The organism is Pseudomonas sp. DWRC2-2, from assembly GCF_049897885.1.
In the GTDB taxonomy this organism is placed as follows: Bacteria; Pseudomonadota; Gammaproteobacteria; order Pseudomonadales; family Pseudomonadaceae; genus Aquipseudomonas; species Aquipseudomonas azotoformans_A.
In genome coordinates, this window is the sequence record NZ_JAFCXD010000003.1 from 261023 (window position 1) to 274733 (window position 13711).

The 13711-nt window shown below is 61.8% G+C and carries 10 protein-coding genes; 5 read left to right on the top strand and 5 right to left on the bottom strand.

The window, feature by feature from the left end:
* The first annotated feature begins 17 nt into the window (after positions 1–17).
* Positions 18–1208, top strand: a complete 1191-nt coding sequence (locus tag ACP7EW_RS16505) for an MFS transporter (protein WP_426218383.1) — start codon at positions 18–20, stop codon at positions 1206–1208.
* A 226-nt stretch (positions 1209–1434) separates the two neighbouring features.
* Positions 1435–3276 (top strand): dihydroxy-acid dehydratase, encoded by a 1842-nt coding sequence (gene ilvD / locus ACP7EW_RS16510; RefSeq protein WP_016976011.1) that lies wholly within the window; start codon positions 1435–1437, stop codon positions 3274–3276.
* 55 nt (positions 3277–3331) lie between these two features.
* On the opposite strand, the gene ACP7EW_RS16515 is transcribed toward ilvD, so the two are convergent.
* From ACP7EW_RS16515 to ACP7EW_RS16530, 4 genes are all read right to left on the bottom strand, one after another.
* Positions 3332–5779, bottom strand: coding sequence for a TonB-dependent siderophore receptor (locus tag ACP7EW_RS16515; protein WP_426218385.1), 2448 nt, complete (start codon positions 5777–5779; stop codon positions 3332–3334).
* 132 nt (positions 5780–5911) lie between these two features.
* Positions 5912–6859, bottom strand: coding sequence for a FecR family protein (locus tag ACP7EW_RS16520; RefSeq protein WP_426218387.1), 948 nt, complete (start codon positions 6857–6859; stop codon positions 5912–5914).
* Positions 6856–7389: an RNA polymerase sigma factor gene (locus ACP7EW_RS16525; RefSeq protein WP_033897031.1), complete on the bottom strand. Its 534-nt coding sequence runs from the start codon at positions 7387–7389 to the stop codon at positions 6856–6858. Before ACP7EW_RS16525 ends, ACP7EW_RS16520 begins: the two co-directional genes overlap by 4 nt.
* A gap of 219 nt (positions 7390–7608) precedes the next feature.
* Positions 7609–8667, bottom strand: coding sequence for a hypothetical protein (locus ACP7EW_RS16530; RefSeq protein WP_038850646.1), 1059 nt, complete (start codon positions 8665–8667; stop codon positions 7609–7611).
* A 240-nt stretch (positions 8668–8907) separates the two neighbouring features.
* On the opposite strand from ACP7EW_RS16530, the gene ACP7EW_RS16535 reads away from it, so the two are divergent.
* A complete protein-coding gene (locus ACP7EW_RS16535; protein WP_028618333.1) occupies positions 8908–10299 on the top strand; it encodes an L-cystine transporter in 1392 nt (463 codons plus the stop codon).
* 97 nt (positions 10300–10396) lie between these two features.
* On the opposite strand, the gene ACP7EW_RS16540 is transcribed toward ACP7EW_RS16535, so the two are convergent.
* On the bottom strand, positions 10397–10909 hold the full coding sequence (locus tag ACP7EW_RS16540) for a dihydrofolate reductase (protein WP_426218390.1): 513 nt from the start codon (positions 10907–10909) through the stop codon (positions 10397–10399).
* A 69-nt stretch (positions 10910–10978) separates the two neighbouring features.
* Between ACP7EW_RS16540 and ACP7EW_RS16545 the strand changes: the two genes are divergently transcribed.
* Together ACP7EW_RS16545 and ACP7EW_RS16550 are read left to right on the top strand one after the other, a co-directional pair.
* Positions 10979–12349, top strand: a complete 1371-nt coding sequence (locus tag ACP7EW_RS16545; protein ID WP_426218391.1) for a DUF2868 domain-containing protein — start codon at positions 10979–10981, stop codon at positions 12347–12349.
* A complete protein-coding gene (locus ACP7EW_RS16550; protein WP_426218392.1) occupies positions 12342–13709 on the top strand; it encodes a DUF3482 domain-containing protein in 1368 nt (455 codons plus the stop codon). Before ACP7EW_RS16545 ends, ACP7EW_RS16550 begins: the two co-directional genes overlap by 8 nt.
* The last annotated feature ends 2 nt before the right edge of the window (positions 13710–13711 follow it).

The following is a 13711-nucleotide window of genomic DNA, read 5'->3' on the forward strand; positions in this document are numbered from 1 at the left end:
GGAATCGAGGCCCGCCCATGTCGACGGCAATCACGCACGCTGAAAAACCCTTCATTGTTTTCTGGCTGATGACCATGACGCTGCTGGGCGTCTTCCCGCTAGACGTCGTGCTGCCTTCCTTTCCCGCCCTGGCGGAACACTTCTCCACCTCGACCACCCAGATCGCCCGCTCAGTCAGCCTGTTCGCCATTGGCTTTTCCTGCTCCATGCTGTTGATCGGCCCGCTGTCCGACCGGATCGGCCGCAAGAAGCTGCTATTGACCAGCATGGCCGTTGCTATCATTGGCGCGGCCGGGTGCCTGGCGGCCAGCAACACACCGCAATTTCTGTTCTTCCGTGTTATCCAAGCCATGGGCTGCGGCGGTTTCATATTGTCCCAGGCGCTGGTGCAGGACCTTTTCTTCGGCAGAGAACAGGAGCGGTTGCGGATCGCAATGGTCACGGCCGGAGGCATTTTCATTTCGATTTCCCCGCTGCTGGGCGCATGGCTGCAACTGCACTGGGGATGGCAAGCCAGCTTCTATGTGTTTATCGCGCTGTGTGCCGCAACGTTGATCATGGCGCATCGGCTGCTCCACGGCGGCTTGCCTCAAGCAGCACCGAGCCACCAGAGCCTGCTCAAGGCCTACGCCAAGGTATTCGCCAACCGCCACTTCGCCAGCTATGCCACGATCTCGGCCATTACGTTCGCCTGCCATTTCTCGTTCATCGTGGTGTCACCGCTGATTTTCATGGACCAGCTGCAGCTGTCGCCCCATGAGTACTCCTTGACCTTGCTTCTCTATGGCGCTGCTTACGTAATGGGCGGAATCTGTGCAGGTTTCCTGCACAAACGGCTACCGGCTGCGACCCAGATGGCCATTGGGCTGGTGCTGATCGCAATCTCTGGCGGGGTCATGTTGTTCCTGGCCTATCAGTTCGGCTTATCAATACCGACCGTGCTGGTGCCCATGCTGCTCTGCACGGCGGGCACCACCATCACCCGGCCCATCTCTAACTCTAAGGCCATGAGCTTGTTTCCAGACAATGCAGGTACGGCGGCATCAGCCGTTGCAGCGGTGCTGTTCATTGCCGGTGGCCTTATCAGTGCCTTCATCAGCACCTTTACCCACCACCTGAGCACTGCGCTGGGTCTGTGCTTTCTGATCCTGAGCATCGTCGCCCTGGCCTTGAACGCATGGGCGCGGCGTCACCCGCACGTCCCGTAGCCGCTATCTTCACGGTTTCGGCCATTCCCTCCAGCCGCCAGCGGTGTAGAATCGGCCTTATTCATCGCCAGTCATCCCCCGGCGGGTTTATGAGCTCGAGGCCCAAGCAAGCGGCGATCCCGCGACGCGAGTGGCAACTTCCGGACACACGGCCATTTTTCGGGTGTTCCTGACGTCAATAGAAGCTCACTCCCCTTTGATACCGATTAGCCGCCCGGAGTGCTCCATGCCAGATTACCGCTCGAAAACATCCACCCACGGCCGCAATATGGCCGGCGCGCGCGCACTGTGGCGTGCCACGGGGATGAAAGATGACGACTTCAAGAAGCCGATCATCGCGATTGCCAACTCGTTTACCCAGTTCGTACCGGGCCACGTCCACCTCAAGGACCTGGGCCAACTGGTCGCCCGCGAGATCGAGCGCGCTGGCGGTGTCGCCAAGGAATTCAACACCATCGCCGTGGATGACGGCATCGCCATGGGCCACGACGGCATGCTGTATTCCTTGCCGAGCCGCGAGATCATCGCCGACTCCGTGGAATACATGGTCAACGCCCACTGCGCCGACGCCATCGTCTGCATCTCGAACTGCGACAAGATCACCCCCGGCATGCTGATGGCCTCCCTGCGCCTGAACATCCCGGTGATTTTTGTCTCCGGCGGCCCGATGGAAGCCGGCAAGACCAAGCTCGCCTCCCACGGCCTGGACCTGGTCGACGCCATGGTCATCGCCGCCGATTCCAGCGCTTCTGACGAGAAGGTCGCGGAATACGAGCGCAGCGCCTGCCCAACCTGTGGTTCGTGCTCCGGTATGTTCACCGCCAACTCGATGAACTGCCTGGTGGAAGCCCTGGGCCTGGCCTTGCCGGGCAACGGTTCCACCCTCGCCACCCACAGCGACCGTGAACAACTGTTCCTGCAGGCAGGCCGTACCATCGTCGAGCTGTGCAAGCGCTACTACCACGACAACGATGAGTCGGTGCTGCCGCGCAACATCGCCAACTTCAAGGCGTTCGAAAACGCCATGACCCTGGACATCGCCATGGGCGGTTCCACCAACACCATCCTGCACTTGCTGGCCGCGGCCCAGGAAGCCGAGATCGATTTCGACCTGCGCGACATCGACCGTCTGTCCCGCCACGTGCCGCAGTTGTGCAAAGTCGCGCCGAACATCCAGAAGTACCACATGGAAGACGTGCACCGCGCCGGCGGGATCTTCTCGATCCTCGGCTCGCTGGCCCGTGGCGGCCTGCTGCATACCGACCTGCCGACCGTACACAGCAAATCCATCGCCGAAGGCATTGCCAAGTGGGACATCACCCAGACGGACGACGAAGCCGTGCACACCTTCTTCAAGGCTGGCCCGGCCGGTATCCCGACGCAAACCGCGTTCAGCCAGTCGACCCGTTGGGACACTCTGGACGATGACCGTGAAAACGGCTGCATCCGCAGTGTCGAGCACGCCTACTCCCAAGAAGGCGGCCTGGCCGTGCTGTACGGCAACATCGCCCTCGACGGCTGCGTGGTGAAAACCGCCGGTGTGGATGAGTCCATCCACGTCTTCGAAGGTCGCGCCAAGATCTACGAAAGCCAGGACAGCTCGGTTCGCGGCATCCTCGCCGACGAAGTGAAGGAAGGCGACATCGTGATCATCCGCTACGAAGGCCCGAAAGGCGGCCCAGGTATGCAGGAGATGCTGTACCCGACGTCCTACCTGAAATCCAAAGGCCTGGGCAAAGCCTGTGCCTTGCTGACCGACGGCCGTTTCTCCGGCGGCACCTCGGGCCTGTCCATCGGACACGCTTCGCCAGAAGCCGCTGCCGGCGGCGCGATTGGCCTGGTGCAGGATGGCGACAAGGTGCTGATCGACATTCCGAACCGCTCGATCAACCTGTTGATCAGCGATGAAGAACTGGCGGCACGCCGGGTCGAGCAGGACAAGAAAGGCTGGAAGCCAGTGGAAAAGCGTCCGCGCAAAGTGACGACCGCGTTGAAGGCTTATGCCCTGCTGGCCACCAGTGCCGACAAGGGTGCTGTGCGCAACAAGGCGATGCTTGACGGTCTGTAAGCTGCGCTCATAAAAATGCCCCGCCAAGTGCGGGGCATTTTTTTGCCGGTCGTAATCAGAACTGCGGCGTGTAGGTCATGCTGAACATCACATTGCGCGGGTCGCCATAGTAGTTACTGCCCCAGTTCGCGTTGTAAGCCGGGATGTAGTACTTCTTGTCGAACATATTGCTCAGGTTCGCCGCAACGGTGAATTCCTGGTTGATCTTGTAGGCCACCCGCGAGTCCCACAACGCATTGCCCGGTACGCTAAAGGTGCGATCGTAGGCGACGGTGCTGCTTTGCGCCGTCACGCCAGCGCCGACGCTGAATTTCTGCCAATCCCCCGGCAACTGGTAATCACCCCAGACCTTGAGCAGGTGCTTGGGTGTCCAGGTGCTGAAGACTTTGCCTTCGTAGGTGTCGTCCTTGAGGAATTTGGTGGTGTTGTAGGTGTAGCTGGAGACCAGTTGCAGGCCCGGCAACACTTCACCACCCAACGTGGCTTCAAACCCCTGGCTGCGGACTTTGCCCGAGGCCACCGAGCAGTACCAACCATTGCAGTTCATCGGCCCTTGCAGGTCCTGGACTGCACGGTTTTCCTGGTCATAGCGGAAGATCGCAAACGAGGTGTTGAGGCGACCATCGGCCAGTTCACCCTTGATGCCCAGCTCGTAGTTCTTGCCCTCGATAGGCTTGAGCAGCGAGCCGGAGGTGGTCAGGTTGGTTTGCGGCTCGAACGCATCGGCGTAGCTGGCGTAGGCCGACCATTGATCGTTCAGGGCATAGACCAGGCCTGCATACGGGGTGACCTTGCCGGATGTTTGCGTGGTGCTATCCTCGGCGGCGCCGTATACGCCCTGGCGACCAGCCTGACCGATGTAGGAGTAGTCGTACCAACTGGTGCGCGCGCCGAGGATCAGCGTCAGCGGGTCCAGCACCTTGACGCGCCAGGTGCCGTAGATGCCTTTCTGGCGAATGTCATACCAGCTCTTCGAGGCGTTCCCGGCCTGAAACAACTGGTATTTGTCGCGCTGCACACGGTTGTGGTCGATGTTGAAAATATCCGCGCCATTCGTTGCCGCCCGCGCCCACTGGTCGTCGGTGGTGAGTTTGGAATAGTTGGCGCCAAGGACCATTTCCTGTTGGAACCCCAGGCCGTCGAACTTGCCGTTGACATACACATCCGCGCCGCGGCTTTTGGTATTGAAGTCGGTCACCCAGTCGATGTAGCGCACATTGCCCGTGTCGCCGGGGTTGGGGACGGTATCCCACGTCGCCTGGTAGGTCGCGTCGTTGTGTTCGTCCATTGCCACCAGCGCAGCCTTCACTTTCCAGTCATCGTTGAAACGATGCTCCAGGTCGGCGAACACCTGAGTCTGGTTGTTGACGGCACGGTTCCAGCTGGCGCCGACAAAGGTCGAACGTGGCAGGCCGATATCGCTGCCATTGGCGTAGCGGGGCAACGACATGAAGTTGGGGCGCGAGTGGCCTTTCTGGTTGCTGATGCCCACGCCCACGGTAGTGTCTGGCGTGAAGTCGTAGTCGACGGCGCCATAGACGGTCTGGTTCCAGCCGCCCGCGTAGTCGACGAAGGAGTTGGTGGTGTCGTAATCCGCCACAAACCGGCCGCGCAACGTGCCTTCCGGGTTGAGCGGGCCGCCAGCATCGACTTGGGTGCCGTAGTGGTCCCATGAGCCGGCCTTGGCGGTGATGGTCACGGTCGGCGCCTGCTGGCCGCGCTTGCGCACCAGGTTCATAGTGCCGCCGGGGCTGTTCGCGCCTTGCAGCAAGGCGGCCGGGCCGCGCAGGGTTTCAACGCGGTCGTAGATCGCCATGTTTTCGGTGAGGTAGCTACCCAGCGTGTAGGTGTTGCGCGGGATACCTACACCATCGTATTGCAGGGTGCCTATTTCAAAGCCACGGGAGAAAATGAACATGCCGGGGCCGGGAGATTTGGTTGCCGTCAGGCCGGGCGTGCGCTTGACCACTTCGGACAGTTTGGTGGTGTTCTGGTCATCCATCTGCTTGCGGGTCATGACGCTGACCGACTGCGGGATGTCCTTGAGTTTCTGCTCGCCCTTGCCCAGGGTCACAGCGCCCGTGGTGTAGGAACCCGTCCCTTCGGTGGTGGTACCCAGGCGCTCAGCGCTGATGGTGGTGGCACCGACTTCAAGGGCGCCGCCCGTGTCCACGCGTTTTTCCAGGGTAACGGTGTCGGCATTGATAAACGCGGCACTCAAACCCGTGCCGCCCAGCAGTTGGCCCAAGGCTTCACGTTGCCCCAGGCTGCCCTTCACGCCCGGTGACACCACCCCCTGGGTCAACTCCCCCGATACCAACACCTGCACCCGCGTCACTGCTGAAAACGCCGCCAGCGCACCGTCCAGGCTCTGCCCCGGAATATCAAAGCGGTAGGTCTGGGCCTGGGTGGTCTCAGCGGCCTGCAAATACAGCGGCGCAGTGCCGCAGGCCATGGAAATGGCCAGTGCCAGCAAGGGCCGTGCGGCGTATCGGTGTGCCATGGATGAAGCTCCCCGGTGCAAAAAAGTCTGTGATCGGCGCCGCACTACTTGAGAGTGCTTACTATTTGCGCCTCAGTGATCAAGGACGATGCTCTGTGGGAAAACCCTGAAAATATTTTGAGAAAATTGTGCTCAGGACGCTTTGCCTTCACGCAACACCAGCAAATACGGGGTGTAGTGCTCAGCCTGCAGGTTGAGGGTGTATTCCAGCGCCTTGATCACGGCGTCGGGTTTGTCGATTTCAAACACGCCAGACACCACGCGATTGCGCAGCGCCTCCCCTAGCACCAGAGTCTTGCCTGGCCAGTAGCGATTCAACTCGCTGACCACTTCCGACAGTGGCTGCTGGCGGAACACCAGTTGCCGTTGGCGCCAGGCGAAACCGCTGGCCGGGTCGAAGCCGTGGACCTCGGCAAGGCGATGGTCCTGATATTCCACCGCCCGGCCCGGCTCCAGATAGACCGGATCACCACTGCCCGCACTGACCTGCACTTTGCCCTGCGCCACCTGCACCCGCGTCTGCGCATCGCGCCGCGCCACACTGAATTGGGTGCCGATCACCTTCACCCAGCCATCGCCGGACTGCACCACGAAAGGTCGTGCCGGGTCCTTGGTCACGCTGAAAAACCCTTCACCACGCAGCAGACGAATCTGACGCTCACCGCCGCTCATGCGCACTTGAATCGCGCTGTCAGTGTTGAGTTGCAACTGGGAGCCATCGGCCAGTTCGACGGTGCGCGACTCGCCGGTGCGGGTGGCGTAGTCCGCGCGCAGGCGGTCGAGCCAGGGGGTGTTCTGTACGGTCAGCCCCACCGCCAGCAGCACGGCGGCCGCACAGGCCCAGCGTCGCACCGGCTTGCGCCAGGCCGCCTGTTCGGCACGGCGGATCACCCGCGCCGGTTCACGCAAGCCGCCGAGCATGGCCTGCACTTCCTGCCAGGCGTCATCCTGAGGCTGGCCCTGCCCGAGCCAGGCGGCAAAGGCGTCCATTTCGGCTGCCGTGACATCTTCGGCCTGGAGGCGGAAATACCAGCCGGAGGCTTCTTCGAACAGCTCGTCGGCAGGGTGTGTAGCAGTCATGACCGACGTCCTTGTGTGTCGCTGGTGAGCCGCGTCTTGATGTAGGCGCGGCATTCAATCAAGGCGCGACGCAATTGGTATTCCACACTGCGCGGGGTGATCGACAGGCGTTCGCCAATCTCGCGGTAGGAAAGTTCGTCGACATGATAGAGCAGGAAGATCTGCCGAGTCGCCTCGGGCAACGCCAGGATCGCGTCCTGCATCAGTTGCTCCTGCTGATAGGCGGCCAATTGCTCATCGGCGCCAGGGTTGGTGCACGGCAGTTCTTCACTGGGCTCGCCGGCATCCAGGCGCTCGCGGCGGATGGCCTGGCGTTGGTGGTCGCGCACCAGGTTGCTGGCGATGGTAAAGAGGAACGCGGGGAGGTTGTCGATCTTCTCGCCGGAGTCCAGGCGGGCCAGGCGCAGGAACGATTCCTGAGTCAGGTCGGCGGCCACCTGAGCGCTGCCGGTGCGGCGGGTGACGAAGGCTTCGAGGGCTTTCTTCTGCTCCGCGAACAGGCGCGCGATCTGCGAATTCCAGGAGGACACAGCACTACCTTGAGAAGAACGGAGGGTTCAGGAAGTGCGCACGCTAGCAGAGGATGAGATTGGTTCGCAATTGATATCTATTTTTTACTGTGGGTTATGCGGTGTTTTTGAGGCCGTCTTCGCGAGCAAGCCCGCTCCCACAGTGACCGAGTTCTAACATAAGAATGCGGTCAAAAAAATGTGGGAGCGGGCTTGCTCGCGAATACAGGCGACTCGGTGTTACTGAATCTCGTCAGGCTTGACGATCACCCAGTTCTTGTCCGCCGTCACCGGCAACCCTTCCTTGGCCTGCGCCGCCGCGTGCTTGGCGATCATGCCGTTGAGTTGGGTCATGTACTTGTCCTTGCGGTTGATCCACAGGTGGATGCCGCCCTTGGCCACGTCCACATCGTGAAACAGCATGTAGCCGTCGCTGGTCGGCGTGTCGCCACCCACCAGTACCGGCTTTTTCCATTCGTCGATGTAGGTGAGGATCGCCGCGTGCTTACCCGCCATCCAGGTCGCCGGGGTCCACAGGTACGGGGTGAGTTCCAGACCGAGGTTGGCCTTCTCGTCATAGTTGCCGGCGCTGATCTGTTTGCGCGCAGTGGTCAGTTCGCCGGTCTTGCGGTCCTTGAGCAGGGTGGTCACGCCGATGACGTTCTCGGGTTTGACGTTGTAGCCGTACTTCGGATCGGCGGCCACCATGCGCACCAGTTCTTCGGAGGCGGCGGTCATCACATACACCTCGATGCCGTTTTCCATCAGCTTGTTGTACAGCTCGGCCTGGCCGGTGAAGACTTTGGGCGGTTGCACCTCGGACTTCTTCACCACATCGCCTTCAAAATAGCTGACGGGCACAGGCTTGCCGGAGGCCATCAACTCATCGACCTGCACTTTGAGTTCCTTGAGGGTGAACCCCGAAAACACCTGGGCGACCCACGGGTAGCAGACCATGTCGTCCACTTCGCAGAGGCGATAGTAATAGCTGAACAGACTTTCCTTATGGTCGGCGGTGTCTTTGAACGGCATAAGCTTGAGCGAAGGATCAAGGCTGTCGCGGGTGATCAGGCCTTTGTTTTCCATGTAGGGCAGCAGGGATTCTTCGAGGTCGTAGCGGTAGCTGGTGTTATCCATGTCGAACACCGCGAAGTTACCCTTGTTGGCATTGGCGGCGATCATTTCGTTCAGTTGCTTGGCGGCCGGGGCTGGCCAGTGTTTCAACTCGGTGGCGGCCATGGTTTGGCCGGCAAGGCCAAGGCACAGCGCGGCGGCAAACAATCTCGAAGCGAGCTTCATAAACGTTTCTCCCTGAGTGAAAGACACCGACGCTAACAAATCCCTGTGACAGTTATCGCCCGAGCGCGACCGCTTGCGTCGTGATCGCGCCAACGGCATGTGCCTGAGCGTCAAACGCTTATTCCAAAAACGACAGTCGCCATTCCATATCGGTATTAAATCAATATATTTCAAGCTGTTAGGCTTTCCGGTTCGCAATCGCAGGCTCACGCGATTGGCTGCCTTCTCAACGGAGCTTCAATGAATCTGCCCCTGATTCTCAACTTACTGGTGTTCGTGGCCCTGTTGCTGGGCCTGGCACAAACCCGTCGTACTAACTGGAGCCTCGCCAAGAAGGTCCTATTCGCCCTCGTGCTCGGTGTGGTGTTCGGCACCGTTCTGCACACGATCTACGGCGATGGCAATCCGGTGCTCAAGGCCTCCATCGGCTGGTTCGACCTGGTCGGCAACGGCTATGTGCAACTGTTGCAAATGATCGTGATCCCGCTGGTATTTGCCTCGATTCTCAGCGCCGTGGCACGCCTGCACAATGCCTCGTCTCTGGGCAAGATCAGCTTCCTGACCATCGGCACGCTGCTGTTCACCACGGCGATCGCGGCGCTGATCGGTATCGGCCTGACCAACCTGTTCGGCCTCACCGCCGAAGGCCTGGTAGCCGGCACCCAGGAAATGGCGCGCCTGCAAGTGATACAGAGTGATTACGCGGGCAAGGTCGCCGACCTGAATATCCCGCAGCTGCTGCTGTCGTTCGTGCCAGCCAACCCGTTTGCCGACCTGGCACGGGCCAAGCCGACCTCGATCATCAGCGTGGTGATTTTCGCCGCCTTCCTGGGGGTTGCCGCGCTGCAATTGCTCAAGGATGACGTGGAAAAAGGCCAGAAAGTCCTTAACGCCATCGACACCCTGCAAGCCTGGGTAATGCGCCTGGTGCGCCTGGTGATGAAGCTCACACCGTATGGCGTATTAGCGCTGATGACCAAGGTCGTCGCCGGTTCCAACCTGCAAGACATCATCAAGCTCGGCAGTTTTGTGGTGGTGTCGTACCTGGCGCTCGGCCTGATGTTCGTGGTGCACGGCCTGCTGCTGTCCCTGGCCGGGATCAACCCGCTGCGTTTCTTCCGCAAGGTATGGCCGGTGCTGACCTTTGCCTTCACCAGCCGCTCCAGCGCGGCGGCGATCCCGCTGAGCATCGAAGCGCAGACCCGTCGCCTGGGCATCCCGCAGTCCATCGCCGGTTTCGCCGCCTCGTTCGGCGCGACGATTGGCCAGAACGGTTGCGCGGGGCTTTACCCTGCGATGTTGGCGGTGATGGTGGCGCCGACCGTGGGCATCAACCCGCTGGACCCGCTGTGGATCGCGACCCTGGTGGCGATTGTGACCTTGAGTTCGGCAGGCGTTGCCGGCGTGGGCGGCGGTGCAACCTTCGCCGCGCTGATCGTACTGCCGGCCATGGGCTTGCCAGTGTCACTGGTGGCGCTGCTGATTTCCGTAGAGCCGCTGATCGACATGGGTCGTACGGCGCTGAACGTGAATGGTTCGATGACGGCGGGGGCGATTACCAGCCAGGTCATGGGGCAGACGGATAAGGCGTTGTTGAATGCGGATGAGCATGCTGAGTTAGCGCAGGCCTGATGGACCGCATTCGCGAGCAAGCCCGCTCCCACATTTTGACCACATTCTCATGTTAGAACTCGGTCAAAATGTGGGAGCGGGCTTGCTCGCGAAGCTCTTAGGCTTTTTCCCATACTTCAAAGTTGTAAGCAGGCTTGTCACCTTCAGCCGGGTTCTCCAGATTGGAAACCAGTTTCCACTGGCCCTGATCAAACTCCGGAAACCAAGCATCCCCTTCCGGACTCAACGCCACCCGCGTCAAATACAGGCGATCCGCCTGCTCCAGCCCCTGCGCATACAATTGCGCACCGCCGATCAGCATCAGCTCGTCCGCGCCCTGCTCCAGTGCCCACGCCTCGGCGCGTTCCACCGCTGCCTCCAGCGACGGAAAAACTTCCGCACCTTCAAGCGCCAGATCGGTCTGACGGCTAACCACCAGGTTCAAGCGCCCTGGCAGCGGTCGACCGAGGGAGTCCCAGGTCTTGCGCCCCATGATGATCGGCTTGCCCAGGGTGGTGGCCTTGAAATATTTGAAATCCCCCGGCAAATGCCAGGGCATGCTGTTGTCGACGCCGATCACACGGTTTTCACCGAGGGCTGCGATCAGGCTTAAAGGGAGAGTTTTTTTCATGGCGACGAGAATACCAGAGCCCCGAGCCAGGGGTTATGCTCCAGGCTCACAAACACAACAGGACAGCGCGTGACTCCTCTGCACACTCTCTGGCTGACAGAAACCGTGCGCCTGCGCGAAGAACACGCAGGCCCGCTGGAAGACCTGGAGGCCAATCGCCTGGCGCGCACGGCCGGCGGCGATCTGCCGACGCGCATCCAGCAACGCGCCTTGCACCTGGCCGAGCGCGACGGGCTGACGGTCGCCCTCACCCGCTGGTTGCAAGGTGCACGTCTGGCGTTGGTGCTGCTAGCGATAGTCGCCGTGATCAGCGGCGCAGGGTTGGCGTTTGCGGCACTGGGCAACGGCCTGACGCCGGTCAACGTGTTCTGGGCGCTCGGCAGCTTGCTCGGCTTAAATCTCATCCTGTTGATCAGTTGGGCCCTGGGCCTGCTGTTTGCCGGTGAACACAGCGCCAGCCTCGGGCGACTGTGGTTGTGGCTCAGCGAAAAACTCGCCCGTGATGCCAAGGCTGCACAGTTGGCGCCAGCACTTTTACTGTTGCTGCAACGGCAAAAACTCAATCGCTGGGCCGTGGGCGTGCTGGTCAACAGCCTGTGGTTGCTGGCGTTGCTCAGCGCCTTGGTGATTCTTCTGACGCTACTCGCCACCCGTCGCTATGGCTTCGTGTGGGAAACCACCATTCTTGGTGCCGACACCTTTGTCGTTGTCACCCAGGCCCTCGGCACCCTGCCCGCGTTGCTGGGCTTCAACGTGCCGACCGTCGAGATGATCCGCGCCAGCGGCGACTCCGCCCTGAATATCGAAAGCGCCCGCCAAGCCTGGGCCGCCTGGCTGGTCGGCGTGCTGCTGGTCTATGGCCTGCTGCCGCGCCTGATCCTCGCCCTGCTGTGCCTGTGGCGCTGGAAACGCGGGCGCGCCGCCCTGCGCCTGGACCTCAACCTGCCCGGCTACAGCCAATTGCGCGAACGCCTGATGCCGAGCAGCGAGCGCCTTGGGGTCAACGATGCCGCGCCCGAGCAACTGCACCCCATCAGTGGCGGCGTCAGTGAGTTGGAAAGCGACGGCGCCCTGCTGGTCGCCATCGAACTGGACGACCAACATGCCTGGCCGCCCAAGCTGCCCGCCAGCGTGAAGAACGCCGGCATCCTCGACAGCCGCGAGTCACGCCACAAGCTGCTGGAACAACTCACGCGCTTCCCGCCCGCCCGCCTGGCCATCGCTTGCGACCCACGCCGCTCGCCGGATCGTGGGAGCCTCGCGCTGATCGCCGAACTCGCGCGCAGCGCCACCGATACCCGCGTCTGGTTGCTGCAAGCGCCGCCCGGCCAGGCGCTGGACGCCGAACGCCTGGGCGACTGGCACGCCGCGTTGCAGCAACTTGAGCTGCCATTCGCCGATTGCGCGCCGTTGAACTGGCTGGAGACGGGTCATGACTAAGCCGCTGAAACTCGCCGTGGTCGGCCACACCAATGTCGGCAAGACCTCATTGCTGCGCACGTTGACCCGAGACGTGGGCTTCGGCGAAGTCTCCCATCGCCCCAGCACCACCCGGCATGTCGAAGGCGCGCGCTTGTCGGTGGATGGTGAGGCTTTATTGGAGTTGTACGACACACCCGGCCTGGAAGATGCCATCGCTCTGCTCGATTATCTGGAGCGCCTGGATCGCCCCGGTGAACGCCTTGACGGCCCGGCCCGCCTGGCGCGCTTCCTCGATGGCAGCGAAGCACGCCAGCGTTTCGAACAGGAAGCCAAGGTGCTGCGCCAACTGCTGGCCTCCGACGCCGGCCTGTATGTGATCGACGCCCGCGAACCGGTGCTGGCCAAGTACCGCGACGAACTGCAAGTGCTGGCCAGTTGCGGCAAGCCGTTGCTGCCGGTGCTCAATTTCGTCAGCAGCAGCGACCATCGCGAGCCGGACTGGCGCGAAGCCCTGGCTCGGCTGGGCCTGCATGCGCTGGTGCGATTCGACAGCGTGGCGCCCCCGGAAGACGGTGAACGTCGGCTGTATGAAAGCCTCGCGCTGTTGCTGGAAAGCGCACGGCCACAGTTGGAACGCTTGATTCTTGATCAGGAGGCCCAGCGCCAGGCCCGCCAGCAAAGTGCTGCGCGACTGATCGCCGAATTGCTGATCGACTGCGCCGCCTGTCGCCGCAGTGTGGTCACCCAAGATGAACAACAAGCCATCGGCGACCTGCGCAGAGCCGTGCGCCAACGTGAACAGAAATGCGTGGAAGCCCTGCTCAAACTCTTCGGCTTCCGACCGCAGGACGCCGCCGCCAGCGACTTGCCCCTGCTCGACGGACGCTGGGGCGATGACCTGTTCAACCCGGAAACCCTCAAGCAACTGGGCGTGCGCGTCGGTGGCGGGATCGCCGCAGGGGCGGCGGCCGGTGCGGGTGTGGATTTGTTGGTCGGTGGATTAACGCTAGGCGCCGCGGCCCTGGCCGGTGCAATTGCCGGTGGCGCGCTGCAAACCGCGCGCAGCTATGGCAGTCGGTTGCTGGGCAAAATCAAAGGCCAACGCGAGCTGACCGTCGACGACAGTGTGTTGCGCCTGCTCGCCCTGCGTCAGCGCCAGTTACTCAAGGCCCTGAACCTGCGCGGCCATGCGGCGATGCACAGCATCAAGGTCGACACGCCCCAGGACAAGACCTGGCGCGAAGGCAAGTTACCGGACGCCCTGCACAAGGCTCGCGCGCACCCGCAATGGTCGTCCCTCAATCCGCACGCCAAGCTGAGCCAGGCTGAGCGCCAGGAACAGGTCGAGGCATTGGCCACCCGGCTTGACGAGGCGTAAAC